Origin of the sequence: Streptomyces arenae (assembly GCF_022343545.1) — a bacterium.
Classification (GTDB): domain Bacteria; phylum Actinomycetota; class Actinomycetes; order Streptomycetales; family Streptomycetaceae; genus Streptomyces; species Streptomyces humi.
This window is the reverse complement of sequence record NZ_JAKQYH010000045.1, coordinates 12,327-39,092: the sequence shown is the minus strand read 5'-3', so window position 1 is coordinate 39,092 and position 26,766 is coordinate 12,327. Positions and strand designations below refer to the sequence as shown.

The window sequence follows — 26,766 nt, the reverse complement described above, 5'->3', positions numbered from 1 at the left end:
GGCGCGAACACGCCGTCGTCCCGTTTCGCGAGTCGGAGGAACGTAATGAGGCGTCACCCTCGCACCCGCAGGACCCGGCGAAGAGTGGTCGGAGCACTGACCGCCGCCTTGTTGTGTACGGCGGGCCTCGCGGGACCCGCCGTCGCCGGCACCGGATCCGGGTCCCCCGCCCTCGCCGACGGCCTGGCCCTCACCCCGCCGATGGGCTTCAACAACTGGAACTCCACGCACTGTTCGGCGGACTTCGACGAGGCCATGGTCGAGGGGATCGCGGACCTCTTCGTGGCGAAGGGCCTCAAGGCCGCGGGGTACCAGTACGTCAATCTCGACGACTGCTGGGCCCTGCCGGAGCGGGACGCGGACGGCAAGCTGGTCCCGGACCCGGCGCGCTTCCCGCACGGCATCAAGGCGGTCGCCGACTATGTGCACGCCAAGGGCCTCAAACTCGGCATCTACACCAGCGCCGGCACCAAGACCTGCAACGACGCGGGTTTCCCGGGCGCGCTCGGTCACGAGTACAGCGACGCCCGGCAGTTCGCCGACTGGGGTGTCGACTACCTCAAGTACGACAACTGCAACAACCAGGGCGTGGACGCGAAGCAGCGTTACCGCACCATGCGGGACGCCCTCGCGGCCACCGGGCGGCCCATCGTCTTCAGCATCTGCGAGTGGGGCGAGAACAAACCCTGGGAATGGGCCGCAGACGTCGGGCAGTTGTGGCGCACCACCGGGGACATCAGCGACAGCTGGGGCTCCATGCTGTCGATCCTCAAGCAGAACCTGCCGCTCGCGCCGTACGCCGGACCCGGTCACTGGAACGACCCGGACATGCTGGAGGTCGGCAACGGCGGCATGACCGACACCGAGTACCGCTCGCACTTCTCGATGTGGTCGATCATGGCCGCGCCCCTCCTGATCGGCACCGACCTGCGCAAGGCCTCCCAGGCGACCCTCGACATCCTGGACAACAAGGAGGTCATCGCCGTCGACCAGGACCCGCTCGGCAGGCAGGGCACGGTGATCTCCTCGGCGGACGGACGCTGGGTCGTCGCCAAGCGGATGCAGGACGGCAGCCGTGCCGTGGCCCTGTTCAACGAGTCCGGCTCGGCACAGCGGATAGCGACCTCCGCGACGGCCGTGGGCCTGCCGAAGGCTCCCGCCTACACACTGCGCGACCTGTGGCAGCACCGCAGTTACAACACGGCCGGCACCGTCTCGGCGATCGTCCCGGCCCACGGCACGGTACTGGTGCGCGTCGCCGCCGACCGGCACTGGGCGGCCAACCCGCCGGCCGTAGAACTCGGTCTGAACGGCAGCCGGTTCATAGAGCCGGGGACCCGGACCGCGCTCACCTCGTCGGTGACGGACCTGGGGCGCACCGCGGCAGAGCGGGTCTCCGTGTCGCTCACCGGCCCCGACGGCTGGAAGATCAGGGCGACTTCGCCGACACGGGCCACCGCGCTGCGGACCGGCCGTGCCCTGCACACGGGTTGGCAGGTGACCGCACCCGCCGGGACGCCCCGGGGGTCGTACGACCTGCGTCTCAGGGCGAGTTACCGGTCACCGGGCGGAGTGCGGACCGAGAGCGCGGTGACGATCACGACGACCGTCGCGGACGCACCGCCCGCCGGCAGCTCCTACCTCAGCGACCTGACCTGGCTCACCAGCAGCAACGGCTGGGGGCCGGTGGAACGCGACACCAGCAACGGAGAGTACGACGCCGGTGACGGGCATCCGATCACCATCGGCGGGGTGGTGTACCCCAAGGGGCTCGGCACGCACGCCGCGAGCGACGTCGAGTACTTCACCGGGAAGTCCTGCGAGAAGGTCACCGCCGAGGTCGGGGTGGACGACGAGGAGTCCGCCAACGGGACCGTGTCCTTCGAGGTCTGGGCCGACGGCAGGAAGGTCGCCGCCACCGGCGTGCTCACCACCGACATGGCCGCCCAGTCACTCACCGCCGACGTGACCGGCGCCGAGGTGGTCCGACTCGTCGTCACCGACGGCGGCGACGGCATCACCTCCGACCACGCGGACTGGGCGGACGCGAAGATCACCTGCTGACCCCCGGCCCACCACAGCCACGGGCCCCTCAGAGCGGCCCGGTCGGACGGACCTGAACTCCTGCCGACCGGGCCTGAACGTTCCTGCCGTGCGCGGCCGGGGTTTCTCAGACCCCGGCCGCCGTCGCGTCCGGCCTGCGGGCCAGCGCGGCGGCCGCGGCGCCCACCAGGCCCGCGTCCGTGCCCATCTGGGCCGGCACCACGGTCAGGCGCTGCACGAAGGAGAGCGTCGCGTAGTCGGTGAGCGCCTTGCGCAGCGGCGTGAACAGGATGTCCCCCGCCTTGCCCACGCCGCCGCCGATCACCGCTATGTCGATCTCGACCAGCGTCGCGGTGGCCGCGATCCCCGCCGCCAGCGCCTGCGCGGCCCGCTCGAAGGAGGCCACCGCGACCGGGTCGCCGGCCCGGGCCGCGGCCGCCACCGCCGCCGCCGAGGTGTCCCCGTCGGGACCGGGCCGCCAGCCGCCGTCCAGGGCGCGCCGGGCGATGTTGGGGCCGCTCGCGATGCGTTCCACGCAGCCGCGCGACCCGCAGGGGCAGGGGTCGCCGTCCAGGTCGACGCTGATGTGGCCGATGTGACCGGCGTTGCCCGTGGGTCCCGGGTGCAGCTTGCCGCCGAGCACCAGACCGCCGCCCACACCCGTGGACACCACCATGCACAGCGCGTTGTCGTGGCCGCGTGCGGCGCCCTGCCAGTGTTCGGCGGCCGTGATGGCGACGCCGTCGCCGATCAGCTCGACCGGCAGGCCGCCGGCCGCCGCGCGCACCCGTTCGACGAGCGGATAGTCCCGCCAGCCCGGCACGTTGACCGGGCTCACGGTGCCGGCGGAGGCGTCCACCGGGCCCGCGCTGCCGATCCCGAGCGAGCCGGCCCGCTCCCACAGGGGTGAACCGGCGAGCTCGCCGACCACCTCCTCGACGGCCCCCATGACCGTCTCGCCGTCCTGCTGGGCGGGTGTCGCGCGCTGGGCGCGCGCCTGGATCCGTCCGTGGCCGTCCACCAGCGCGCCGGCGATCTTGGTGCCGCCGATGTCGAGGGCCGCCACGAGGTCGGTGTGCATCAGAGTCAGATCTCCCCGTCAACCATGAGTAGCCAAGTGAAAATACAGGCCGGTCAAGCGGTGGGGACGCAGGCCGGAGATTGCGGTGGACAGTCTCCCTCGCATCTGACAACGTTGTCCAGGCTCTATGCTCGACGCCACATCCTCATACAAACGCATGAGCCTGTGTATCCCTGATACAAACCCATGAGCTACACACTCATGAGCCGGGCCACCGACCCGTGAGCCCATGCATCCCGTGGACGACAGGACAGGACGCCGTACCGTGCCCGAGACCTCCCGCCGCGCAGACCGTCTTCCCGGCTCCCGTTACGGGACCCGGCCGACGATGAAGGACGTCGCCGCGCGGGCCGGCGTGGGCCTGAAGACGGTCTCCCGGGTGGTCAACGGCGAGCCCGGGGTGACCCCGGACACGGAGCGCCGGGTCCAGGAGGCGATCGACGCGCTGGGCTTCCGCCGCAACGACAGCGCACGGGTGCTGCGCAAGGGCCGCACCGCGAGCATCGGTCTCGTCCTGGAGGACCTCGCCGACCCGTTCTACGGCCCGCTGAGCCGCGCGGTGGAGGAAGTGGCCCGCGCCCACGGGGCGTTGCTCATCAACGGATCCAGCGCCGAGGACCCGGAGCGCGAGCAGGAGCTGGCCCTCGCGCTGTGCGCGCGGCGGGTGGACGGTCTGGTGGTGATCCCGGCCGGGGACGACCACCGGTATCTGGAGCCGGAGATCAGGGCGGGCGTGGCGACGGTGTTCGTGGACCGGCCGGCCGGGAAGATCGACGCCGACGTGGTGCTCTCCGACAACTACGGCGGTGCCCGGGACGGGGTCGCCCACCTGATCGCGCACGGCCACCGCCGGATCGGGTTCATCGGCGACATGCCCCGCATCCACACGGCGGCCGAGCGGCTGCGCGGCTACCGGGCCGCGATGGAGGACGCCGGGATACCCGTCGAGGAGGCGTGGACCTCCCTCGGCGTGACGGACCCGGAGCGGGTGCGCCGGGCCGCCGAGGAGATGCTGTCCGGACCCGAGCCGGTCACCGCGGTCTTCGCGGGCAACAACCGGGTGACGGTCACCGTGATCCGGGTGCTGGCGGAGCTGTCCCGCCCGGTCGCGCTGATCGGCTTCGACGACATCGAGCTCGCCGATCTGCTGAACCCGGGCATCACCGTCGTCGCCCAGGACGCGGCGCTGCTCGGCCGCACCGCCGCCGAGCGGCTCTTCCGCCAGCTGGACGGCACCCTCCTGGCACCGGAGCGGATCGAACTGCCGACCCGGCTGATCACCCGCGGCTCGGGCGAGCTGCCGCCGGCGGAGTGAGCCGCGCATGACGGGCGCCACGCTCGCGGAACTCGGCCTCGACCGGGCGCCCCGCGACCATCCGCTGACCTATCCGGGCGACTGGCCCGCGGACTCCGGGCTGCTCGACGGCGACCGGCTGCTGCCGCTGGACCGGCTGGTGCACGACGACGGCCGGGTGCCGGTGCTCGCGGTCGGCTCCAACGCCTCCCCCGCCCAACTCCAGCACAAGATGGCCGAGTCCGGGGTCACCGGGGTGATCCCCATGGTGCGCGCCAGGGTGGCCGGCCTCGCGGTCGGCGTCTCCGCCCATGTCAGCCGGCTCGGCTATGTCTCGGCTTCGCCGGTCGAATCCGCCTCCTCCGTCAGCGAGTTGTTCGTGGTCTGGCTGGACGGGCGGCAGCTGGAGGTGATCGACGCGAGCGAGGGCGTACCGCTGCCCGACGGCAACTTCGCCCGGGCCTGGCTGCCCGCGCCGGCCGTACGCGTCGGCCTGGCGGACGGCACCACGCTCCCGGGCGTGCACGCCTACGTCAACCGCCACGGCGTCCTGCACGACGGCACCGGCACCCCGCGGCGGCACCCCGGCGAGCGTGACCTGCTCACCGGACTCCTCGCGGATTCGGCCGAGTTGAGGAAGCTGTTCGGTGCCACCCCGGAGGAGTTCTGTGCGCGGGCGCGGGCCGACGCCGGACTGTGCCGGCGGGGCACCCGGCTGTTCGCCGAGCGGGGGTGGGCGGTCGCGTCGGGTCTCGAGCGGTACCTGAGCGCTCAGCAGACGGGAAGTCCGGGGACCGGCTCGTCGTTGGCGCCGCCCGCGAGGTAGACGTCGCTGATGTACACGCCGGTGTTGCCGTTGTCGTCGTCGGTCCTGGCCCACCAGACGTTGGTCCATCTGCCGTGGGTCTCACGGCGGCCCAGGTCGGCCTGGCAGTAGAAGGCGTGGGCCCCGGGGTGGACCTTCCCGGCCTTGGTGCCCGAGGCGGTGTAGGACTTGGCGGCGCTGCGGACCTCGCAGGTGTAGGTGGAGTCGCCGGCGGACCGGCACGCCGGAGCGGGCGTGGCGGTGGCGCTCGCGGCCGCCGTGGTGGTGGCCGCGCTCGGGGACGGGCCCGCGCCGGAGGCGGTCGCCGAGGCCGGGTCGGACGCGTGGGTCGTGGGGCTGCCGTTCGTGGGTCGGGTGGGGTCCCCGGTCGGGGCGGTGGTCGTCTCCTCGCCCTGCCCCATGGGGTCCGGCTCGGCCGAGTGCCCGGTCCCGGCACCGTGGATGCCCTTCGAGGCGTTCGCCCGGGCCGAGACGGGCGGGGCCGCGTCCGGCTTCGCCGGGTGCCCCCTGTCGTTCAGCAGGGCGATGGTCAGCCCGACCGTGGCGAGGACGACGCCGACGGCGACCGTGGCGAGCCGCCCGGCCCGACGGCGTGCGCGGCGGCCCGGACCGGGCGACGGGGCGGGTCTCGCCCGGCCGGGCCCGGGCGAGCGGCCTAAACCGCTTCCGGACACCGCACCGGCGCCCTGGTCCCGCGCCCCGGAGCCGCCATCCGGCTGCACATCGGAGGCCAGGACTTCGGCAGCCTCCGCCTCGGGCTCGGGCACCTGGGCAGGAGCGGCGACAGCCTCGTCGAGAGGCCGCTGAGGGGACCCCTGTCCGGCTTCCTGGGCCGCTCCCTCGTCGGTTGCCCGGGCCGGGTCCGGTTCCGGGAGGGGCCCGGGCACGTCCGGGCCGGGTTCTGCCGGTGCCGGCTGCCGCAGTGCGGTCGTGGGTGTGTCCGCGCCGGGTTCCCGTGCCGCCGTCCGCAGGAGTTCGCGGGCCTCCTCGGCCGCCGGGCGGGCGTCGGGACGCTTGTCCATCAGCCGGCGCAGGACAGGGGCGAGGGGCCCGGCCAGGCGGGGCTCCGGGAGGGGTTCGTCGACGATCGCGGCGAGGGTGGAGAACGTGGACGTGCGGCGGAACGGCGAGGCGCCCTCGACGGCCGCGTAGAGGGCCGCGCCGAGCGCCCAGACGTCGGAGGCCGGGCCGGGATCGGCGCCCATGGCACGTTCGGGGGCCATGTAGTCGAGCGAGCCCACGAGTTCACCGCTGCGGGTCAGCTGTGCGGTGGAGCCGTCGCCGGGATCGTCCATGGTGGCGATGCCGAAGTCGGTGAGGACGACCCGGCCCGTACGGTCGAGGAGGATGTTGCCCGGCTTGACGTCACGGTGCAGGACCCCGACCCGGTGGGCCGCGGCCAGGGCGTCCATCACCTCGGCGCCGACACGGGCGGCCTCGCGCGGATCCAGGGTGCCGCGTTCGCGCAGCACGTCGTCCAGCGAGGGTCCGTCGATCAGCTCCATGACGATGAGCGGCCGGCCCTCGACCTCGGCGATGTCGTGCACCACGATCACGGCCGGATGGCGCACCCGGGCCGCCGCCCGTGCCTCGCGCTGCATCCGCAGCCGCAGCTCGGCCAGTTCGGCTCCGGCGCTGTCCGTGTAGGCCCGCAGCTCCTTGACGGCCACCTCGCGGCCGAGGACCTCGTCGAGGGCGCGCCACACCACCCCCATCCCGCCACGCCCGAGCCGGGCCACGACCCGGTACCGCCCTGCCAGCAGGCGACCGGTCCCGTCAGCCTGTCCGTACCCACCCGACACCACAGCCCCGCTCCTGACGCCCGTCCCTGAATGGCGCCCCAGAGTACGGGGCGGTGACAGGGACGGTTCAAGTGGCCTGCTGATGCTGTGACTTGGCCGCCACCGGTCAGTTGCCGGAGGCCGTCAGGTCGCCGCGCCGGGGCGCCGCGAAACCCTCCAGGTCGGCGCGGGTCAGGCCGGTCAGCCGGGCCACCTCGGCGATGTCGAGGGCCCCGCAGTCCAGTCCGCGCAGCAGGAAGCCGCTGAGGGCCTTGGCGGTGGCGGGCTCGTCCATGACGTCGCCGCCGGCCCGGTTGGCGTACCGGGCGAGCCGGCCTGCGGCCCGGTCCAGACCCTCGCGGTAGAAGGCGAACACGGCCGCGTACCGGGTGGGGAGGTGGCCGGGGTGCATGTCCCAGCCCTGGTAGTAGGCGCGGGCCAGGGCGCGCCGGGTGAGGCCGTAGTGCAGCCGCCAGGCGTCGTGCACCTGGGCCGTCGGGCCGACCGGCAGCACGTTGGTGGAGCCGTCGGACACCCGGACGCCCGTGCCCGCGGCGGCGACCTGCATGATCGCCTTGGCGTGGTCGGCGGCCGGGTGGTCGCTGGCCTGGTGGGCGGCCGACACGCCGAGGCAGGCGCTGTAGTCGAAGGTGCCGTAGTGCAGTCCGGTGGCGCGGCCCTCGGCGGCCTGGATCATCCGGGCGACGGTGGCGGTGCCGTCGGTGGCGAGGATGGCCTGGCTGGTCTCGATCTGGATCTCGAACCCGATCCGGCCGGGCGTCAGGCCGTACACCTTCTCGAAGGCCTCCAGGAGCCGGACCATCGCGGTGACCTGTTCGGGGTAGGTCACCTTCGGCAGGGTCAGCACCAGGCCGTCGGGGAGCCCGCCGGCCCGCATCAGTCCGGTGAGGAAGACGTCCAGGGTGCGGATGCCCCGGTCGCGCACCGGGGCCTCCATGCACTTCATCCGGATGCCCGTGTACGGCGGCGCGGTGCCCTTCTCGTAGGCCTCGGCGACGAGCCGCGCCGCCCGGGCCGCCGTCTCGTCCTCCTCGGTGTCGGGCCGGGGGCCGTAGCCGTCCTCGAAGTCGACGCGCAGGTCCTCGACCGGCTCGCGTTCCAGCTTGGCGCGGACACGGGCGTGGACCGGCTCGGCGAGGTCGTCCGGCAGGCCGAGCACGGCGGCGAAGGAGGCCGCGTCGGGGGCGTGTTCGTCGAGGGCGGCCAGCGCCCGGTCGCCCCAGGAGCGGACGGTGCCGGCGTCGAAGGCGTCGCCCGGGACGTAGACGGTGTGGACGGGCTGGCGGGTCCCCGGGTCGCCCGGATAGCGGCGCTCCAGCTCGGCGTCGACGGGTGCGAGGGAGGCGCTGATCTCCTCGCTGACGGCGCCCGTGAGGCTCGTCGCCACCTGCTCCTGCTGGCCCTGGCCCATCCGACACCCTCCTGTTTTCCACTGTACGGAATCAACAATCCGTTGAATGAAGTTATCCGGGAGCCTTCGGGACGGTCAACACCCTGTCCACGGGGCGACACGCCCCCATCTGGACATGTTCACGCTCATCTCACACCTGGGTATCACACTGCTCAACGCCCGCCCGTCCGGCTTGTGCCCCTGAAGGAGCCGCCGTGCCGAACCAGCGCCGAGTCACCCGCCGGCTGGGACTGCAGGCCTTGTTGGCCGCAGCGGTCACCCTGCCCCTGTCCAGTGCCGCGATCATCCCCTCCGCCGCCTCCTCAGCCGCCTCGCGTGCCCGCCGGGCGTCCACCCTGGCGGCGCCGTCCCGGCCGGCGCCCCGCCTCGACGTCATGACCTTCAACCTCCGGTACGCCAGCAGCGCCGAGCCCAACAGCTGGGCCGACCGCCGGCCGGTGATGGGCGAACTGCTGCGCCGCGCGCGCCCCCAGGTCATCGGCACCCAGGAAGGCCTCTACCAGCAGCTGCGCGACATCGACACCGACCTCGGACCGCACTACGACTGGATCGGCACCGGCCGCGAGGGCGGCAGCCGGGACGAGTCCACCGCCGTCTACTACGACGTCAGGCGCCTGGCCCCGGTGGAGCACTACACCTTCTGGCTCTCCGACACCCCGGAGGTCGTCCGCTCCAACACCTGGGACGCCGCCTTCCCCCGCATCGTCACCTGGGTCCGCTTCCGGGATCTCGCCGACGACGGGCGGGAGTTCTACGTCGCCAACACCCACTTCGACCAGAGGAGCCAGTACGCGCGCGAGCGCAGTGCCACGCTCCTGGTCCGCCGGATCGCGGAGTTCGACCGGGCGCTGCCCGTCGTGGTGACCGGTGACTTCAACGCCTACGCCCACAAGAACCCGGCCTACGACACCCTGGTGGACTCCGGGCTCGTCGACACCTGGGACGCGGCGGAGCACCGCGGCCCCCAGTACGCGACCTTCCACGGCTACCACCGCCTCAGGCCGGACGGCGACCGCATCGACTGGATCCTGACCTCGCCGGGGGTGACCACCCACCGGGCGACGATGGACACCTTCTCGATGCAGGGCCAGTTCCCGAGCGACCATCTGCCCGTGCAGGTCTCGCTGAGCCTGCGCTGACACGCCGAGGCCCCCGTGACCGGTACCGGTCACGGGGGCCTCGGACAGCCCGGCGGGGGGGGATCAGCCCTTGCGGGCCTTGACCTCGTCGGTGAGCTGGGGCACGACGTCGAAGAGGTCGCCGACCACGCCGAAGTCGACCAGCTCGAAGATCGGGGCCTCGGCGTCCTTGTTGACGGCGACGATGGTCTTCGAGGTCTGCATGCCGGCGCGGTGCTGGATCGCGCCGGAGATGCCGTTGGCGATGTACAGCTGCGGGGAGACGGACTTGCCGGTCTGGCCCACCTGGTTGGTGTGCGGGTACCAGCCCGCGTCCACCGCGGCACGCGAGGCGCCGACGGCCGCGCCGAGGGAGTCGGCGAGGGCCTCGATGATCGCGAAGTTCTCGGCGCCGTTGACGCCGCGGCCGCCGGAGACCACGATCGCGGCCTCGGTCAGCTCCGGACGCCCGGTCGACTCACGCGGGGTACGGCCGGTCACCTTGGTACCGGTCGCCTTCTCCGAGAAGGTCACCGCGAGGGCCTCGACCGCACCGGCGGCCGGGGCGGCCTCCACGGCGGCCGAGTTCGGCTTGACCGTGATGACCGGAGTGCCCGTGGAGACACGGGTCCTGGTGGTGAAGGACGCGGCGAACACCGACTGGGTCGCCACCGGACCCTCCTCGCCGGCCTCCAGGTCGACGGCGTCGGTGATGATGCCGGAGCCGATGCGCAGCGCCAGACGCGCGGCGATCTCCTTGCCCTCCGCGGAGGACGGCACCAGGACGGCGGCCGGGGAGACCGCGGCCACGGCGGCCTGCAGCGCGTCGACCTTCGGGACGACCAGGTAGTCGGCGTACTCCGAGGCGTCGTGGGTGAGGACCTTGACCGCGCCGTGCTCGGCGAGCGCGGCGGCGGTGTCGGCGGCGCCGTTGCCCAGCGCGACGGCGACGGGCTCGCCGATGCGGCGGGCCAGGGTCAGCAGCTCCAGGGTGGGCTTGCGGACGGCACCGTCCACGTGATCGACGTAGACGAGGACTTCAGCCATGGGATTGCTCTCCTGCGAAACGAAGTTGAGGGGCGGTCGGCGACTGCGGGGCTCAGATGAACTTCTGGCCCGCGAGGAACTCGGCGAGCTGCTTGCCGCCCTCGCCCTCGTCCTTGACGATCGTGCCCGCGGTGCGGGCCGGGCGCGCGGTGGCGTCCTCGACCTTGGTCCAGGCGCCCTCCAGGCCGACCTCCTCCGCCTCGATGTCGAGGTCGGACAGGTCCCAGGACTGAACCGGCTTCTTCTTGGCCGCCATGATGCCCTTGAAGGACGGGTAGCGCGCCTCACCCGACTGGTCGGTCACCGACACGACGGCCGGCAGGGAGGCCTCCAGCTGCTCGGAGGCGGCGTCGCCGTCACGGCGGCCCTTGACCGTGCCGTCCTCGACCGAGACCTCGGAGAGCAGGGTGACCTGCGGGACGCCCAGACGCTCGGCCAGCAGCGCCGGGACGATGCCGGCGGTGCCGTCCGTGGAGGCCATGCCGGAGACCACCAGGTCGAAGCCGGCCTTCTCGATCGCCTTCGCCAGCACCAGCGAGGTACCGATCGCGTCGGTGCCGTGCAGGTCGTCGTCCTCGACGTGGATCGCCTTGTCCGCGCCCATCGACAGCGCCTTGCGCAGCGCGTCCTTGGCGTCCTCGGGACCCACGGTCAGGACCGTGACCTCGACGTCGTCGTCCGAGTTCTCGGAGATCTGCAGCGCCTGCTCGACCGCGTACTCGTCCAGCTCGGAGAGCAGACCGTCCACGTCGTCACGGTCGACGGTCAGGTCATCGGCGAAGTGCCGGTCGCCAGTGGCGTCGGGCACGTACTTCACAGTGACAACGATCCTCAAGCTCACGCCGGCTCTCCTACTGCATCGTCTTTTCTGGGCTGCCTCTTGCAGGCAGCATAGGCGCCTGAAGCGGCCGATTCCGGTCGGGGCGGCCGTGCGCTCCGAACGAAATATTACTCGTCAGTACACCCAGTCTGTTCCCGCTAAGCAAGCGCTTTGAACTGTGACCTTCGCAACGCAGCGTAACCGGAACTCGACGCCTTCGCGGAACCGGGGGCGCGTGATCAATCCCGCAGGCCGTTGAAGCCGCCCTGGTGGTAGAGGAGCGGCCGGCCGGTCCGGGAGGGGTCGCCGAGGACCACCTCGGCCAGCACGATGCGGTGGTCCCCGGCCGGGACCCGGGCGACGATCCGGCACACCAGCCAGACCAGCACGTCGTCGAGGACGGGAACCCCCGCGTGCCCCTCGCGCCATGCGGTCGGGGCGGCGAACCGGTCGGCGCCGCTGCGCGCGAAGGTGGCCGCGAGCTCCGCCTGGTGCTCGCCGAGGATGTGGACGCCGATGTGCTCGGCGGTGGATATCGCGGGCCAGCTGGAGGCGCCCGTGCCGACACCGAAGGAGAGCATCGGCGGCTCGGCGGAGACGGAGACCAGGGAGGTGGCGGTGAAGCCGACCGGGCCGTCGGCACCGGGCGCGGTGATCACCGCGACTCCGGCCGCGTGCCGCCGGAAGGCGGAGCGGAGCAGTTCGGGAGAGGCGAGCTGGGGCGTGCCGAGGTCGGGCGTGGCCGTCATGGAGTTGTCCTTCTGGGGAGGCGGTCCTGGGGTCCGAAGCTGCTCAGCAGCCCGGACAGCGCGCGCTCGCGGTGCGGGCCAGGTCCACGTGGACCCGCCCGAAGAGAAGGAGTTCCTGAGGCATACAGTCAGGCTGACGATAGGTGGTGCGCCCAGTCAAGTACGTTCCGGCATGTGAAAGCTGTCTCACCGTCATCCTCACCTCCGTCAGACCGCTTCTCCGAGCGCCGCGATGACATCCGCGCGGCGGGGCTGTCCGGTGGCCCGGCGCACCACCCGCCCGTCCGCGTCCAGCACCAGTACGGTGGGCGTCTTGAGGATCTCCAACTCGCGTACGAGGTCGAGGTGCGCCTCCGCGTCGATCTCGACGTGGGTCACTCCGGGGACCATTCCCGCCACCTCGTCCAGGACGCGCCGGGTGGCCCGGCAGGGGGCGCAGAACGCGCTGGAGAACTGCACCAGCGTGGCCCGTTCGCCCAGTTCGCCGCCGAGTTCGGCCGCCCCGAGCCGTTTGCCGTCGTCCCGCCCACGCACGCGTACCCTCCCGCTCCGCCGCTTGTGCAGCACTCCGAAGGCGCTCGCCGCCGCGAGCACCGCCACGCACACCACCAGTCCGGTCATCACCCGCACAAGCTCTCACGAGGCCGCACATCACCGGCATAAGCGTTCACGAGACTGCAAAGATTCCCGGCTCCCCCTGCGGCCTCCGGGGCGGAATCCTTGGTTGATGGACATCGACGCACGTGGGCCGCGGTTCGGCGCGGCCGTGACGACGGTTGTGCTGGCCGTCGCACTGATCACCCGCAGCCCCTGGATCCTGGCCTGGCAGACGCTGGCGTTCGCGTTCGGCGCGGCCGGCGGGGTGGGGCGCTCGCCGTACGGGCTGCTGTTCCGGACGGTCGTACGGCCCCGGCTCGCTCCCCCGACCGAGTTCGAGGCGCCGGAGCCGCCGCGGTTCGCGCAGGCCGTGGGGCTGGTCTTCGCCGGCCTGGGTCTGGTCGGGTTCACCGTCGGCCCGGAGTGGCTGGGGCTCGCGGCGACCGGGCTCGCACTCGCCGCGGCCTTCCTCAACGCGGCGTTCGCATACTGCCTGGGGTGCGAGATGTTCCTGCTCCTGCGGAGGCTCACGGTACGCGCGGAGTAAACGGGCATTAAAAGTACGAGGTGGATCAATAGGCCAACGTGACGAGGATCTCGCCGCTCCCGGGCACCAGGGCTGGCCCCCTGTCCGTTCTTCGGGCACGATCTGCGAGACGCCGTAAACCTACGGCTGCGTAACTTTCCCGCCGGGAACCCCTTTCCCAGGCAGAGCAGAAAGGGTCCGCCCCGCCCATGGCAGAGCTGGTCTACCGTCCCGTCATCGGTTTCGCCAAGACGCTGTTCAAGGTCTGGGACCTGAAGATCGACTGCCAGGGTTCGGAGAACATCCCGCGCTCGGGCGGTGCGGTGCTGGTGAGCAATCACATCAGCTACCTGGACTTCGTCTTCGACGGTCTGGCGGCCCTTCCGCAGAAGCGCCTGGTGCGGTTCATGGCGAAGGAGTCGGTGTTCCGGCACCGGATCTCCGGGCCGCTGATGCGCGGGATGAAGCACATCCCGGTGGACCGCGCCCAGGGCGAGGAGGCGTACCAGCACGCGCTGGACTCGCTCAAGTCCGGTGAGGTCGTGGGGGTCTTCCCGGAGGCCACCATCTCGCAGTCCTTCACACTGAAGAGCTTCAAGTCGGGCGCGGCGCGTCTCGCCCAGGAGGCCGGCGTCCCGCTGGTGCCGATGGCGCTGTGGGGCACCCAGCGCATCTGGACCAAGGGCCAGCCGCGCAACTTCAAGCGCAACCACCTGCCCGTCACGATCCGTGTCGGCGAGCCGGTCGAGGCGCCGCGTGACCAGTACGCGGGCGCCATCACCCGCCGCCTGCGCGGCCGCGTCCAGGACCTGCTGGACGCCGCCCAGCGCGCCTACCCGGCCCGCCCGAAGGACACGGCGGACTCCTGGTGGCTCCCGGCCCACCTCGGCGGCACGGCGCCCACGCAGGAGCAGCTGAAGGCCGCCGAGGCGGTCTGACCCTCAGGCCGCCGACTCGGGCGCCCGTACCTCGACGCGTGCGCCCGGACTGAACTTCTCCAGCAGCTCGGCGAGTTCGGCGCCCGCCGCCTCGACCTCCGGGACCGGCATCGGGGCGAGGCTCTCCAGCAGGAAAATGCCCGAGGTCGTCTCCTCGGTGAGCCGGGTGCGCGGGCCCTGGCGCCAGTTCCAGCGGCGGCAGGTGACGCCCGCGCCGTCGCACCACACGACCTCGCCGGCGTCCGGGTGCTCGACGGTCTCCGCGCCGCCCGCGACCGTCACGAAGTCCTCCTGGCCCGTGGCCCGCACCAGGCGCATCCCGCCCTCGACACGGTCGAGGTCCTCGCCCCCGACCGGGATGAGACGGGCGACGCTGACGGCGTTGTAGAGGTCCACGAGCAGGTTGATCCGGGGCAGGCCGCCGTCCGCGAGGGCCCGCCTGGCCAGCGCCTCGGCCGAGTTGCGGGTGCGCGACGGCTTGGACCCGAAGGCCGTGCAGACCGCGCGCCAGGCCGCCATGTGCGGGTCCTCGTGCGGGGCGCGCCCGTCGAGGCGTACGGCGAGACGGCGGGCCGCGTCGTCGAGGAGGGCCGAACTCGCCTCGGTGCTGGGGCCGTTGACCAGGCCGTGGGCCTCGATCGCGAGGTGCGTGAAGCCGGGCGCGAGGGCACGCACCTCGTCGGACACGGTGAGCGGGAGAGTCATCTGGCTTGCCTCAGAGTGCGGTGGGGAGCGTCTTCCAGAGGTACGGGCGGTCGGGCGCCGCTCTGAGCACGCCGAGCACGACCGGATGAGGTTCAGCGTACAGGACCGGATAGTCCACCTCATTGGACTCGGGGTCGGGGACCCAGGCCAGCCGCTCGCCGTCGAGGGAGAAGCGGGCGTCGACACCCGGCTTGTTGCCCCGCGGGTCCTGCCGGTGCCAGGCGCCGTTGAACCGGACCGCGACCAGGCCGTGCACCACGTGACCCGCGCCGTCGTCGTGCGCCAGCCGCTGGTAGCACAGGGCGGTGGGGATGTCCTCGACCCGCAGCAGGGCGGTGAGGGCATGGGCCTTGGCGAAGCAGCTGCCGGTACGCCGCTCCAGCACGTCCGAGGCGCGCCAGGTGACGCGCGGATCGCCGAAGTCGGCGGAGTGCGGGATCTCGTCCCGGACGAACTCGTAGGCAGCCCGCGCATAGGCATACGAGTCCTCGGCCTCGGCCGCCAGCCGTGCGGCCTGCTCGCGGACCACCGGATGGTCATGGTCGATGACCTCGTCAGCGGCGAGATATGCGGACAGGTCGGCGGTGTTCTGGATCAGCTCCATGCCCGCAGAGCATAGAAACGCGATCACCCGAGAGTCAATTACTTTTCAGGTGACCGCATATCTATGCACAGGGCGCTATCGCGCCATCTCCTCCTTGAGCGCGGCCACGAACGCGTCCACGTCCTCCTCGGTCGTGTCGAAGGCGCACATCCAGCGGACGTCGCCGGCGGCCTCGTCCCAGAAGTAGAACCGGAACCGCTTCTGCAGGCGCTCGCTCACGTCGTGCGGAAGGCGGGCGAAGACCCCGTTGGCCTGCACCGGGTACAGGATCTCCACGCCGTGCACGGCACGGACGCCCTCGGCGAGCCGCTGGGCCATCTCGTTGGCGTGCCGGGCGTTGCGCAGCCACAGGTCCTTGGCGAGCAGGGCCTCCAGTTGCACCGACACGAAGCGCATCTTCGAGGCGAGCTGCATGGACAGCTTGCGCAGGTGCTTCATGTGGCTCACGGCGTCCTGGTTGATCACCACGACCGCCTCGCCGAACAGGGCGCCGTTCTTGGTGCCGCCCAGGGAGAGGATGTCGACGCCGACGGCGTTCGTGAACGTGCGCATCGGGACGTCCAGGGAGGCCGCCGCGTTGGCTATCCGGGAGCCGTCCAGGTGCACCTTCATGCCGTGCGCGTGGGCGTGCTCGCAGATCGCGCGGATCTCCTCCGGGGTGTAGAGGGTGCCCAGCTCGGTGCTCTGGGTGATCGACACCACCTGCGGCATCGCCCGGTGCTCGTCGTCCCAGCCGAAGGCCTGCCGGTCGATGAGCTCCGGGGTGAGCTTGCCGTCGGGGGTGGGCACGGTGAGCAGCTTGAGGCCGCCCATGCGTTCGGGGGCGCCGCCCTCGTCGACGTTGATGTGGGCGCTCTCGGCGCAGATCACCGCGCCCCAGCGGTCGGTGACCGCCTGGAGCGCGACGACGTTCGCGCCCGTGCCGTTGAAGACCGGGAAGGCCTCGGCCGTGGCGCCGAAGTGGCTGCGGACGATCCGCTGGAGGTTCTCCGTGTAGTCGTCCTCGCCGTACGCCACCTGGTGGCCGCCGTTGGCGAGGGCCAGGGCGGCCAGCACCTCGGGGTGCGCACCGGCGTAGTTGTCACTGGCGAAACCGCGGACCCGCGGGTCGTGGTGGCGACGCGCGTCGGTCTTCGGAGGGTTCACGGCTTCTCGGTCAGCCACAGACGGTTTCCGTTCACTTCGGCGGCGGGCTTGCTCCAGACGCCCTCGATGGCCTCGGCCAGGTCCTTGACGTCGGTGAAGCCCGCGAATTTCGCGTTGGGCCGCTCGGCGCGCATCGCGTCGTGCACCAACGCCTTCACCACCAGGATGGCAGCGGCGGAGGTCGGGCCCTCGGGCCCCCCGGACTTGCGGAAGAAGTCGGCGAGGGCGAGGGTCCACGCCTCCGCGGCGGCCTTGCCCGCGGCGTACGCGGCGTTGCCCGCGGTGGGCCTGCTCGCGGCCGCGGCGCTGATCAGGACGTACCGGCCGCGCTCGCTGCGCTGCAGCGCCTCGTGGAAGGCCAGGGAGGTGTGCTGCACGGTCTTCACCAGCAGCAGCTCCAGGAAGTCCCAGTCGTCGAGGCTGGTCTTGGTGAAGGTCTCGCTGCCGCGCCAGCCGCCCACCAGGTGCACCAGGCCGTCGACGCGGCCGAAGTCCTTCTCGACGTGGGCGGCCCAGTCCCGGGTGGACTGGAGGTCCAGCAGGTCCACCGTGTCGCCCGTGACGCTCGCGCCGCCGGACGCGTAGCGGGCCGCGTCCACGGCCTCCGAGAGCCGCTGCGGATCGTTGTCCGCGCCTACGACGGTCGCGCCCGCCTCCGCGAGGCGCAGCAGTGCCGCCCGGCCGGCGGGTCCGCCCGCCCCGGCCACCGCGATCACCGCACCACTGAGAGACCCGTTGCCCGTCATGTGCTTCCCCTCTTGAGCAGTGTTCCGGAGTCCGCCGCTCACGCGGCGACCGGCTCGGCGCTGTCCGCCGTGATGCCCTTGGTCTCGGCGATCACGTTCTTCAGTTTCTTGGACAGGGCCTCATAGAACATGCTCAGCGGAAACTCGTCCGGAAGCACGTCGTCCACGAGCTTGCGCGGCGGCAGGCTCAGGTCCAGGGCGTCGGGGCCCTTGGCCCACTTGGAGCCGGGGTGCGGGGCGAGGTAGGTGGCGACCAGTTCGTAGCCGGCGAACCAGTGGACGAGCTTCGGACGGTCGATGCCGTCCTTGTACAGCTTCTCGATCTCGGCGCACAGCTGGTTGGTGACCTGCGGGGCGCGCTCCCAGTCGATGGCGAGCTTGTTGTCGGTCCAGCGCACCACGTCGTGCTTGTGCAGGTAGGCGAAGAGCAGCTGGCCGCCGAGGCCGTCGTAGTTGCGGACGCGGTCGCCGGTGACCGGGAACCGGAACATGCGGTCGAAGAGCACCGCGTACTGCACGTCACGGGCCTGCGGGACGCCGTCGGCCGCCAGCTTCACGGCCTCCTTGAAGGCGGTGAGGTCGCAGCGCAGCTCCTCCAGGCCGTACATCCAGAACGGCTGGCGCTGCTTGATCATGAACGGGTCGAACGGCAGGTCGCCGTGGCTGTGGGTGCGGTCGTGGACCATGTCCCACAGCACGAAGGCCTCCTCGCAGCGCTTCTGGTCGTGGACCATGGCGGCGATGTCCTCGGGCAGGTTCAGGCCCAGGATGCCGACGGCCGCGTCGGTGACCCGGCGGAACCGGGCGGCCTCGCGGTCGCAGAAGATACCGCCCCAGGAGAATCGTTCCGGCGCCTCGCGCACGGCGATGGTCTCCGGGAAGAGAACGGCGGAGTTGGTGTCGTAGCCGGCCGTGAAGTCCTCGAACTTGATGCCGCAGAACAGCGGGTTGTCGTAACGGGTGCGCTCCAGCTCCGCCAGCCAGTCCGGCCAGACCATGCGCAGCACGACCGCTTCCAGGTTGCGGTCCGGGTTGCCGTTCTGCGTGTACATCGGGAAGACGACCAGGTGCTGGAGGCCGTCCGCGCGGCCCGCGGCGGGCTGGAAGGCCAGCAGCGAGTCGAGGAAGTCGGGAACCTGGAAGCCGCCGACGGCCCAGCGCCGCAGGTCCGTCACCAGCGCGTGGTGGTAGTCGGCGTCGTGCGGGAGCAGCGGCGACAGCTCCTCGACGGCAGCGATCACGGCATCCACGGCCCGCTCGGCGTCAGCGCGCCCCGGCGCGCCCTCGGCGTCGAAGTCGATGGACCCGTCCTTGGACTGCCATGGCCGGATCCGTTCCACGGCATCCTTGAGCACGGGCCACGCCGGGTGCTCGACCACCCTGGTCACGGGAGGAACCTGCTCCTCCGAGCCCACCTGCACAAGAATTTCCGTCATGACCCAACCTCCACGGGAGATGCTTCCGTGAGCACACCGTATGCATACGAGGTTTCTCCCAGCAAGGGGGACCTCGGGAAATTATCCTGTCACATCGCACCTTCACCGCGCTTTTTCCTGTGCGAAACCGTGAATGCGGTCACATCCACTACGGGTGGTGAGGGAGCGTCAGGTCCGGGGCACCGTAGGGATCCGGCCGGTCAACGCACAGCGGGACGCGCCCACCCCCGGGTGACCGCCGGTGGGGGCAGAGACCAGGCGCCGGGCGCCCGGCGCCGCAATCCTCCCGTGTAGGCACGGGTTCATCGCGACGGACGGCCATTAGGCTGCGCCCAGCCGCGTGGACAGCGACGTCCCGTCGTACGGTCCGCGTGCACCCCCCACCGCCGCCGTCGACGGAAGCGAGATGAATCTTGAACTTCCTTACCATCGGTCACCGCGGAGTCATGGGCCTCGAGCCCGAGAACACCCTCCGTTCCTTCGTCGCCGCGCAGCAGGCCGGCCTCGACCTGATCGAACTCGATCTGCACCTCAGCAAGGACGGCGCCCTGGTCGTCATGCACGACGCCGAGGTGGACCGCACGACCGACGGCACCGGCCCGATCGCCGAGAAGACCCTGGAGGAACTGCGCACGCTGGACGCGGGCCGGGGCGAACGGGTGCCGGTGTTCGAGGAGGTCCTGGAGGCGGTGCAGGCCCCCCTCCAGGCCGAGATCAAAGACGTCGCGGCGGCCCGGGCGCTGGCGGAGGTCATGCAGCGGCGGGACCTCGTGTCGCGGGTGGAGGTGTCCTCGTTCCACGACGAGGCGGTCGCCGAGATCGCCAGGCTGGTACCGGGGGTACGGACGGCGCTGATCGCCAGCCGGTACGGCACCGACGTGGTGGAGCGGGCGCGGGAGGCGGGGGCGGCGACGCTCTGCCTCAACATCCGGCGGCTGACCCTGGAGGTCGTCGAGCACGCCCGCAAGGCGGACCTGCGGGTGATCGGCTGGGTGGTGAACACCCAGGACCACCTGCGGCTGGTGCGCGCCCTCCAGCTGGACGGCGCGACGACCGACTACCCGGAGATCAAGCGCACCGCCCGCTTCACCGCGTGAGGGTCACACCAGGGGCTTGACCAGCAGCTCGAACTGCAGGTCGTCGCGGAGCGGGACACCGAAGCGCTCCTCGCCGTACGGGAACGGGCTCATCTCTCCCGTACGGCGGTAGCCGCGCCGCTCGTACCAGGCGATCAGGTCGTCGCGGACGGAGATCACCGTCATGTGCATCTCGGTGGCCCCCCAGTCCTCGCGGGCCTGGCGCTCCGCCTCCGCGATGACGACCTTGCCGAGGCCGGCGCCCTGGAGGGCGGGACTGACCGCGAACATGCCGAAGTAGGCGTGCGCGCCGCGGTGTTCGAGCTGGCAGCAGGCGACGATCCGGCCGTCCCGCTCGACGGTGAGCAGCCTGCTGTCCGGCGACTTGATCACCTGGAGGACGCCCTCGGGGTCGGTCCGCTGCCCGTCCAGGATGTCCGCCTCGGTGGTCCAGCCGGCCCGGCTGGCGTCGCCCCGGTACGCCGACTCGATCAGCGCCACCAGCGCGTCCACGTCGGTGTCGGTGGCGGCGCGGAAGGTCAGTGCGGTGGCGGCGTTGTCCATGGACTCCATGGGCGGGGTCTCCGATCTCGGGCGCGGTGAGCCGGACACGAGCCTAACGCCGCTGGTCGGGTCCCGGTTCCCGGGGTTCGCTCGCCGCCGGGCACTACGCTCCGGACCCATGGTGCACGTACTCAGCAGCCGTACCCTGGTCCACCCCACCGACCCCGAGCGCTCTCGTGCCTTCTACGGTGAGCAGCTCGGCCTTCCCGTCTACCGCGAGTTCGGTACCGGCCCGGAGCGGGGCACGGTCTACTTCCTCGGCGGCGGCTTCCTGGAGGTCTCCGGGCGCTCGGACGCCGCCGCCGCGCCGGCCGTGCAGCTGTGGCTCCAGGTCGCGGACGCTGCGGCGGCGCACGAGGAGCTGGTGGCGAAGGGCGTCGAGATCGTACGGCCGCCGGTGCGGGAGCCATGGGGCCTGGTCGAGATGTGGATCACGGACCCGGACGGGATCAGGATCGTGCTGGTGGAGGTACCGGCCGACCATCCCCTGCGCCACCGGCCGGGGATCTGACCGCAGGGGCTTCCCCACGGCGACGAGAAGCCCTGCGCGGGCCCACCGCACCGGTGTCTCAGGCCCGCAGGGCGCCCATCCTGCCCTCCAGCCGGCCCAGCAGCTCGGCGAGCAGCCCCGCCAGTTCGCCCTGCCCCTGCGGGGCGAGCACGGACAGCACGGCCGTCTCGTAGCCGAGTTGCTCCGGCAGGATGCCGTCGACGAGGTCACGGCCCGCGTCGGTGAGCCGCAGGTGGGCGACCCTGCGGTCCCGGGCGTCGCCGCGCCGCTCGACCAGACCACGCTCGGTGAGCTGCTTGAGGCGTTTGGTGACGGCGGCACCGGAGGAGAAGGTCTCCCTGGCGAGTTCGCTGGGGGTCAGCTCGTGTCCGGTGCGGCGCAGCGCGCCGAGCAGGTCGAACTCGGGGCGGCTGAGTCCCGCCCGGCGCAGTGGCGCGTCCTCGGCCTGCTGGAGGAGGGCGGCACAGCGGTTGATCCGGCCGATGACCTCCATGGGCCCGGTGTCCAGGTCGGGATGGACGGTCCGCCACTGCCGCACGACCGCGGCCACCGTGTCGTGCCGCCCCGCACCGCCCTCCACGTCCCCGTCGAATTCCCGGCCCGCACCGCCATCCACGTCCCCGTCGGAGTCCCGGCCCGCACCGGCGCCCGCATCCCTGCCGGCCTCCCTGCCGGCCTCCCTGCCGGCCTCCCGGCTCGCGCCGGTGTCCGCCGCGTCGCTGTCGGCGTTCCGGTCCGTGTCCCTCCCCGTTCTGTCGTCGGCCGCCGGTCGTCCGCTGGTCGCCGTCATGGCCGTGCGTCCTCCGTTGTCCTCGTGCCGTCCCAGGTGTGCGGTCCCTGGCGTCGTACCGTCGCGGCGAGCGTACGGTGTCCGGACTGTTCGGCGAGCACGACCCGCTCCTGGGGAAGTGCCCGTTGCCACCACTCGCCGGACGCGGCGTCGGTCGTGGCGCGCAGTTCGGCCAGGGTGGCGGCGAGGGCGCGGCGGGCGGCCTCCAGGGCACGCGGGGCCGGTCGCGGCTCGGCGAGCACGCGGGCGGCCTGTTCGCGGGCCCGTTCGACGGCGGTCAGGGCGTGCTCGATGCCGTCGCCTGCCCGGCGGTTGGTGACGACGACGGCCGTACCGAAGCCGACGAGCGCGCCGACCAGGGTGTCGACGACCCGCTCGGTGATCAGCTGTCCGGCGTCCTGGGTGCGGGCGAACTCGGTGATGAGCAGGGCCATGGGGGTGACGCAGACGCTGCCGAGCCAGTAGTTGCGGCCGATCAGCGCCTCGGCGCCGAAGTTGAAGGCGAGGCAGCACAGCACCAGGGCGGCCGGGTGCAGATGGGCGAGCGGCACGACGGCGGCGAAGACGAGGACCCCGAGGAGGTTGCCGACGACGCGCTGGACGCCCCGGCTCCAGGTCAGGGTGACGTTGGCCTGGTAGAGGGAGGCCGCGGTGACCAGCGCCCAGTAGGGGCGGCCGACGCCGAGGGCCAGGGAGGCGTAGCCGGCCAGGGCGCAGCCGAGCGCGGTGCGGGCGGCGAGGGGCGCGAGCGGGCCGAGCCGGCGCCACGACGGGCGGTGGGGCGCGGCGAGTTCGGCGTCGACGCCGAGGAGTTCGTCGTCGGCGCCGGACACCCGGGGAACGCGTCCGGTGCCGCGCAGGGCGCGGGCCCAGCCGCGCAGCAGTGCCGGGTCGGCGTCGGCGGGGGCGGCGAGGGCGACCTCGGCCCGGACGACGAGGTGTTCGAGGGCGCGCCGGGTGCGGTCGGTACGCGCGCCGGTGGCCAGCAGCGACTGCCACGCGGCCTGCACGGCGGCGGCCGCCCCGGCCCGGGCCTTCGCGTGTCCGGCCCCGGTGCCCCGGGTGTCGGCGTAGGCGGCGGTGGCGTTCAGGGCGTGGGCGGTGGCCCGGCGCTCGGGGCCGTGCGGGCGCAGCAGACCGGGCGCCATCCCCACCAGCCAGGCCCAGGCGCCCGCCGCCAGGGCCAGCGCGACATGGCCGGGGACCTGGCCGAGGGTCCCCGGGGCGAACAGGGAGGCGGAGCTGATGAAGGTGAGCACCACGTTCCCGGGCGGGCCGACCCGGGTGGCGTCGCAGAGGACCTTCTGCACGGCGGCCATCAGGGCGCCGACGGTGACCAGCACGACCGCGTTCCCGGTGAGCGCGGCGGCGGTCAGCGCCACGGCGAGGCCGGCGACCATGCCGAGGATCACCCGGGCCAGCGTGCGGGCGCGCGCGGGGTAGGGGCGGTTGTGGCCGTAGAGCGCGCACAGCGATCCGGCCATGGTGTACATCGCCAGGTCGAGGCGGCCGAGGGCCAGCAGGATCAGGTTGGGCGGAGCGACCGCGGCCACCACGCTGAGGGCGGGCTTGAACCAGATGTCGGAGGGCCGGCCGAGGCGGAGTGCTCCGGCGAGGGGAAGGGGACGGGTCGCGGTGCTCATAGCCACCAATTTAGCATGTGTTTTACTCGTAAAACACTATCGAACAGTCAGGACCCCCCTCCGCCTGCCGCCGGGCGTCCCGGCCCTCACCTGCTGTGCTCCGTCGAATGCTCCCCGTGTACATCCTTGCGCTGGCGTGCGCGCTGTGCGGCCGGGGCATCGCATCCGTTGACGCGACGTCGAGCGGGGAGGTGCGCGTGCACGGACCGGCTTCGCCCGGCTGGCTGCTGGTCGCGCTGTGCGCGGCGACCGGGGCCTACTGCCTGCTGCGGATGCGCAGCAGTGTCGAGGAACAGCGCCGCGCCGCGGGCGGCGAGGCGCTGATGGGGTTCGGCATGGCCGCGATGGCCGTGCCCACCACCGTCTTCACGCCGCCGGCGTGGGCCTGGCCGCTGTACGCGGCGGTGTTCGGAGCGGCGGCGCTGCGCGCGCTGTGGAGTGCCCGCAGCAGCCCGCACCATCTGCACCACCTGGTGGGGGCCGCCGCGATGGTCTACATGGCGGTCGTGATGGCGGCCTCTCCCGGCGCGCACCACCACGGCGGCGCCGGAGTCCCGCCGCTGACCGGGGTGCTGCTCGTCTACTTCACCGGCTACGTCCTGCTGGCCGGGGCGCGGCTGGTGCCGGTCGCGGCGGCGGCCGCCGGTGCCGGGACGGCCGGCTGGGGCGACCGGCCCGAACTGGCGCGGGCGTGCCGGTTGTCGATGGGGATCGGCATGGTGGCGATGCTGTTGGCACTGTGACGGGGTGACGCCCCTCGCCGCGCGGACGTTGCCTGCGTCACTTTGGCGCGATGGGCTGTACCCCTGAGCGGCCCCCCGCTCATAGGCTGCCGGCCATGATGGTCCCCGTGGCACTGCTGCTGCTCGGCACCCTGACCGCCGTCGTCGGGCCCCGGCTGCTCGCCCGGGCCGACTGGACGGACCGGGAGCCGGTGGTCGCCCTGTGGGTGTGGCAGTGCGTGGTGGCGGCCGTCCTGCTGTGCTGTGCGCTGTCGATGACGCTGAGCGCCGCGGCGGCCTGGCAGGCGGTGCGGGGACATGTGTTCGCGACCGCGCCGAGCGGGGTGGCGGCCGCCTATCCGCTCGGTACGGCCGGCCCGTGGGCGGCGGCGACCGCGCTGGCCCTGGCCGGTGCGGGGCTGTGGAGCGGGGCGATGCTGGTGCGCGAAGTACTGCGGACCAGGGCCGGGCGCCGCCGCCGGAGGGCCGAACTCCTGGTCCGATCACCGCTGTTGCCCGGCGAGGAACCGACGGCCGACCGTCTCGTCGTCCTCGAGGGCGAGCGGCCCGACGCCTGGTGGCTGCCCGGGGCGGCACCCCGACTGGTCGTCACCACCTCCGCGTTGCGCCGGCTGAAAGGCCGCCAGCTGGACGCGGTGCTCGCCCACGAGCAGGGGCACGCGCAGGCCCGGCACGACTGGCTGCTGCACTGCTCGGCCGCGCTGGCGGACGGGTTCCCGCAGATCCCGGTGTTCGCCGCGTTCCGTGCGGAGATGCACCGGCTGGTCGAACTGGCCGCCGACGACATGGCCTCCCGGCGCCACGGCCGCCTCACCACCGCCCTCGCCCTGGTCGAACTCAACGAGGACCGGGGCGTGTTCGGCCCCGGCCCGCGCCCGCACGCCCATGTCCCGCAACGCGTCCACCGGTTGCTCACCGCCCCGGACCGGCTCCCCGCCCGGCACCGACTGCGGCTGACCGCGACGGCCGCCCTGGTACCGGTGATCCCGGTACTGGTGGCGCTCGTTCCTGGCCTGCGCGCATTCGGGTAAAGCCCGGCCCCTCAGGGGAATTGCTCTCCGGGCAATGACTCGGCAAAGATCACGCCATGCCACCCCCGCCCAGCGACCGCCCTGCTCCGCTTCTCACGACCGCCGTACTCGCCCTCGCCTCGGCGCTACTGCTCGCCCTCGTCGCCGGCGAGTGGCCGCCGCTGGTCGCGGTCGACGAGGGCATCGCGGGCACCGCGCACCGCTGGGCCGTGGCGGACCAGGGCACCACCCAGGTCCTGCGCGTCCTCACCGACTGGGTCTGGGACCCGCTGACCATGCGCCTGCTCTGCGCGGCCGTCGCGGTGTGGCTGGTGTGGCGGCACGGGGCGTGGTGGACCGCTCTGTGGCTGGCCGTGACCTGCGCGCTGGGCACGGCCGCCCAGCAGTCCCTCAAGGCGGCCGTCGACCGCCCGCGCCCCGCGTGGCCGGACCCGGTCGACTCCGCGCACTACGCGGCGTTCCCCTCGGGGCACACGATGACCGCGACGGTGGTGTGCGGGCTGCTGCTGTGGCTGCTGCACCGCTGCGGCACCGGCCGCGCGGTGTGGCGTACGGCGCTCGCCGCGGCCTGGGTGTCGGTCATAGGCGTCGGTCTGACCCGGATCTGGCTCGGTGTCCACTGGCCCTCGGACGTGCTCGGCGGCTGGCTGCTCGGAGCGCTGGTGGTGGCGCTGGCGGTGCTGGCCTACGGCTGGGAACGGGGCGACCGGCGTCGGTAGAGTCCCGCGCATGACTGCCGTGCTCTTCGACTTCTCCGGGACCCTCTTCCGCATCGAGTCCACCGAATCCTGGCTGCGGGCGGTACTCGCGGCATCCGAAGTGGTGCTCTCCGAGGGCGAGTTGGCAGAGGCCGCCCGGGCGCTGGAGGTGGCCGGGGCGCAGCCCGGCGGGGCGAACCCGGTCGCGCTGCCCGAGGAACTGGCCGGGATGTGGGCGGTACGGGACGAGAGCGCGACGTCGCACCGGGCCGCGTACACCGGCCTGTCCCGTCGGGTGCCGCTGCCGGACCCGCTCCTGCACGACGCGCTCTACGAGCGGCACATGGCCCCGGCCGCCTGGACGCCGTACCCGGACACCGCCGAGGTGCTGCGCACCCTGCGCGCGCACGGCGTGGGCGTCGGCGTGGTCAGCAACATCGGCTGGGACCTGCGCCCGGTCTTCCGCGCGCACGGGCTCGACGCGTATGTGGACGCGTACGTCCTGTCGTACGAACACGGTGTCCAGAAGCCTGATCCGCGGCTCTTCACGGTGGCGCTGGAGGCGCTCGGGGCGGAGCCGGGCGAGACCGTCATGGTCGGGGACAGCCGGCCCGCGGACGGCGGGGCGGCGACGCTCGGCTGCCGGGTGCACTTCGTGGACCATCTGCCGGTCGGCGAGCGGCCGGACGCGCTGCTGCCGGTCCTCGACCTGGTGGGCGTGGCCCGCCGACCGGCCACGCCCACGCAGGCCTGACCTGCGGTGCCGTCCGCCCGAGACGCTCCCCCGTGTCGCCCCGGACGGACGGCAGCCCTGAACCGGC

Annotated in this window: 27 protein-coding genes; 12 read left to right on the top strand and 15 right to left on the bottom strand. The window is 72.5% G+C overall.

Annotated elements, in window-relative coordinates:
• The first annotated feature begins 45 nt into the window (after nt 1-45).
• Entirely contained in the window at nt 46-2,064 is a 2,019-nt protein-coding gene (locus tag MB828_RS19810; protein WP_301649364.1) for an NPCBM/NEW2 domain-containing protein, read from the top strand.
• Between the two features lie 106 nt (nt 2,065-2,170).
• Here MB828_RS19810 and MB828_RS19805 read toward each other — a convergent pair whose 3' ends face one another.
• Nucleotides 2,171-3,124 carry an ROK family protein gene (locus tag MB828_RS19805; protein WP_133024989.1) on the bottom strand — a complete coding sequence of 318 codons (954 nt, stop codon included), beginning with the start codon at nt 3,122-3,124 and terminating at the stop codon, nt 2,171-2,173.
• Nucleotides 3,125-3,353: 229 nt separating this feature from the next.
• Between MB828_RS19805 and MB828_RS19800 the strand changes: the two genes are divergently transcribed.
• Nucleotides 3,354-4,439 carry a LacI family DNA-binding transcriptional regulator gene (locus MB828_RS19800; RefSeq protein WP_301649363.1) on the top strand — a complete coding sequence of 362 codons (1,086 nt, stop codon included), beginning with the start codon at nt 3,354-3,356 and terminating at the stop codon, nt 4,437-4,439.
• Nucleotides 4,440-4,446: 7 nt separating this feature from the next.
• Nucleotides 4,447-5,244 (top strand): hypothetical protein, encoded by a 798-nt coding sequence (locus tag MB828_RS19795; protein WP_301649362.1) that lies wholly within the window; start codon nt 4,447-4,449, stop codon nt 5,242-5,244.
• Here MB828_RS19795 and MB828_RS19790 read toward each other — a convergent pair.
• A complete protein-coding gene (locus MB828_RS19790; RefSeq protein WP_301649361.1) occupies nt 5,190-7,049 on the bottom strand; it encodes a serine/threonine-protein kinase in 1,860 nt (619 codons plus the stop codon). The two genes, MB828_RS19795 and MB828_RS19790, sit on opposite strands and share 55 nt — an antisense overlap.
• A gap of 103 nt (nt 7,050-7,152) precedes the next feature.
• A complete protein-coding gene (locus MB828_RS19785; RefSeq protein WP_301649360.1) occupies nt 7,153-8,457 on the bottom strand; it encodes a DUF6986 family protein in 1,305 nt (434 codons plus the stop codon).
• A 194-nt stretch (nt 8,458-8,651) separates the two neighbouring features.
• On the opposite strand from MB828_RS19785, the gene MB828_RS19780 reads away from it, so the two are divergent.
• Nucleotides 8,652-9,596 carry an endonuclease/exonuclease/phosphatase family protein gene (locus MB828_RS19780; RefSeq protein WP_301649359.1) on the top strand — a complete coding sequence of 315 codons (945 nt, stop codon included), beginning with the start codon at nt 8,652-8,654 and terminating at the stop codon, nt 9,594-9,596.
• A 63-nt stretch (nt 9,597-9,659) separates the two neighbouring features.
• Here the strand turns inward: MB828_RS19780 and MB828_RS19775 are convergent, their stop codons facing one another.
• The 4 genes from MB828_RS19775 to MB828_RS19760 form a co-directional block, all read right to left on the bottom strand.
• A complete protein-coding gene (locus MB828_RS19775) occupies nt 9,660-10,622 on the bottom strand; it encodes an electron transfer flavoprotein subunit alpha/FixB family protein (RefSeq protein WP_301649358.1) in 963 nt (320 codons plus the stop codon).
• A 52-nt stretch (nt 10,623-10,674) separates the two neighbouring features.
• Entirely contained in the window at nt 10,675-11,463 is a 789-nt protein-coding gene (locus MB828_RS19770) for an electron transfer flavoprotein subunit beta/FixA family protein (protein ID WP_133024984.1), read from the bottom strand.
• A 218-nt stretch (nt 11,464-11,681) separates the two neighbouring features.
• Nucleotides 11,682-12,191 (bottom strand): flavin reductase family protein, encoded by a 510-nt coding sequence (locus MB828_RS19765; protein WP_301649357.1) that lies wholly within the window; start codon nt 12,189-12,191, stop codon nt 11,682-11,684.
• Nucleotides 12,192-12,398: 207 nt separating this feature from the next.
• The gene (locus MB828_RS19760; protein ID WP_133024982.1) at nt 12,399-12,812 is read right to left on the bottom strand and encodes a TlpA family protein disulfide reductase; all 414 of its coding nucleotides are present in this window, start codon (nt 12,810-12,812) and stop codon (nt 12,399-12,401) included.
• A gap of 106 nt (nt 12,813-12,918) precedes the next feature.
• Between MB828_RS19760 and MB828_RS19755 the strand changes: the two genes are divergently transcribed.
• Together MB828_RS19755 and MB828_RS19750 are read left to right on the top strand one after the other, a co-directional pair.
• Nucleotides 12,919-13,335 carry a DUF4395 domain-containing protein gene (locus tag MB828_RS19755; RefSeq protein ID WP_133024981.1) on the top strand — a complete coding sequence of 139 codons (417 nt, stop codon included), beginning with the start codon at nt 12,919-12,921 and terminating at the stop codon, nt 13,333-13,335.
• A 188-nt stretch (nt 13,336-13,523) separates the two neighbouring features.
• Nucleotides 13,524-14,252, top strand: coding sequence for a lysophospholipid acyltransferase family protein (locus tag MB828_RS19750; protein ID WP_301649356.1), 729 nt, complete (start codon nt 13,524-13,526; stop codon nt 14,250-14,252).
• A 3-nt stretch (nt 14,253-14,255) separates the two neighbouring features.
• Here the strand turns inward: MB828_RS19750 and MB828_RS19745 are convergent, their stop codons facing one another.
• The 5 genes from MB828_RS19745 to MB828_RS19725 form a co-directional block, all read right to left on the bottom strand.
• Nucleotides 14,256-14,957, bottom strand: a complete 702-nt coding sequence (locus tag MB828_RS19745) for a B3/B4 domain-containing protein (RefSeq protein ID WP_301649355.1) — start codon at nt 14,955-14,957, stop codon at nt 14,256-14,258.
• 10 nt (nt 14,958-14,967) lie between these two features.
• Nucleotides 14,968-15,561: a transglutaminase-like domain-containing protein gene (locus MB828_RS19740; RefSeq protein WP_301649354.1), complete on the bottom strand. Its 594-nt coding sequence runs from the start codon at nt 15,559-15,561 to the stop codon at nt 14,968-14,970.
• A gap of 75 nt (nt 15,562-15,636) precedes the next feature.
• Nucleotides 15,637-16,707 carry a threonine aldolase family protein gene (locus MB828_RS19735; RefSeq protein WP_301649353.1) on the bottom strand — a complete coding sequence of 357 codons (1,071 nt, stop codon included), beginning with the start codon at nt 16,705-16,707 and terminating at the stop codon, nt 15,637-15,639.
• Complete coding sequence (locus MB828_RS19730; RefSeq protein WP_133024977.1) at nt 16,704-17,453, bottom strand: SDR family NAD(P)-dependent oxidoreductase; 750 nt, start codon at nt 17,451-17,453, stop codon at nt 16,704-16,706. Before MB828_RS19730 ends, MB828_RS19735 begins: the two co-directional genes overlap by 4 nt.
• Nucleotides 17,454-17,491: 38 nt before the next feature.
• Nucleotides 17,492-18,889 carry a DUF6421 family protein gene (locus tag MB828_RS19725; RefSeq protein ID WP_301649352.1) on the bottom strand — a complete coding sequence of 466 codons (1,398 nt, stop codon included), beginning with the start codon at nt 18,887-18,889 and terminating at the stop codon, nt 17,492-17,494.
• A 413-nt stretch (nt 18,890-19,302) separates the two neighbouring features.
• On the opposite strand from MB828_RS19725, the gene MB828_RS19720 reads away from it, so the two are divergent.
• The gene (locus tag MB828_RS19720; RefSeq protein WP_301649351.1) at nt 19,303-19,986 is read left to right on the top strand and encodes a glycerophosphodiester phosphodiesterase; all 684 of its coding nucleotides are present in this window, start codon (nt 19,303-19,305) and stop codon (nt 19,984-19,986) included.
• 3 nt (nt 19,987-19,989) lie between these two features.
• Here the strand turns inward: MB828_RS19720 and MB828_RS19715 are convergent, their stop codons facing one another.
• A complete protein-coding gene (locus MB828_RS19715) occupies nt 19,990-20,529 on the bottom strand; it encodes a GNAT family N-acetyltransferase (protein WP_301649432.1) in 540 nt (179 codons plus the stop codon).
• Between the two features lie 118 nt (nt 20,530-20,647).
• On the opposite strand from MB828_RS19715, the gene MB828_RS19710 reads away from it, so the two are divergent.
• Nucleotides 20,648-21,040, top strand: a complete 393-nt coding sequence (locus tag MB828_RS19710) for a VOC family protein (RefSeq protein WP_301649350.1) — start codon at nt 20,648-20,650, stop codon at nt 21,038-21,040.
• 58 nt (nt 21,041-21,098) lie between these two features.
• On the opposite strand, the gene MB828_RS19705 is transcribed toward MB828_RS19710, so the two are convergent.
• Nucleotides 21,099-21,656 (bottom strand): MarR family winged helix-turn-helix transcriptional regulator, encoded by a 558-nt coding sequence (locus MB828_RS19705; RefSeq protein WP_301649431.1) that lies wholly within the window; start codon nt 21,654-21,656, stop codon nt 21,099-21,101.
• 170 nt (nt 21,657-21,826) lie between these two features.
• Nucleotides 21,827-23,473 (bottom strand): FUSC family protein, encoded by a 1,647-nt coding sequence (locus tag MB828_RS19700; RefSeq protein ID WP_301649349.1) that lies wholly within the window; start codon nt 23,471-23,473, stop codon nt 21,827-21,829.
• Between the two features lie 197 nt (nt 23,474-23,670).
• Between MB828_RS19700 and MB828_RS19695 the strand changes: the two genes are divergently transcribed.
• The 4 genes from MB828_RS19695 (at nt 23,671) to MB828_RS19680 (ending at nt 26,699) form a co-directional block, all read left to right on the top strand.
• Complete coding sequence (locus tag MB828_RS19695; RefSeq protein WP_301649348.1) at nt 23,671-24,216, top strand: DUF5134 domain-containing protein; 546 nt, start codon at nt 23,671-23,673, stop codon at nt 24,214-24,216.
• Between the two features lie 95 nt (nt 24,217-24,311).
• Nucleotides 24,312-25,247: a M56 family metallopeptidase gene (locus MB828_RS19690; RefSeq protein WP_301649347.1), complete on the top strand. Its 936-nt coding sequence runs from the start codon at nt 24,312-24,314 to the stop codon at nt 25,245-25,247.
• Nucleotides 25,248-25,303: 56 nt separating this feature from the next.
• The gene (locus MB828_RS19685) at nt 25,304-25,966 is read left to right on the top strand and encodes a phosphatase PAP2 family protein (protein WP_301649346.1); all 663 of its coding nucleotides are present in this window, start codon (nt 25,304-25,306) and stop codon (nt 25,964-25,966) included.
• Nucleotides 25,967-25,976: 10 nt separating this feature from the next.
• Nucleotides 25,977-26,699, top strand: a complete 723-nt coding sequence (locus MB828_RS19680; RefSeq protein ID WP_301649345.1) for an HAD family hydrolase — start codon at nt 25,977-25,979, stop codon at nt 26,697-26,699.
• Nucleotides 26,700-26,766: the final 67 nt, after the last annotated feature.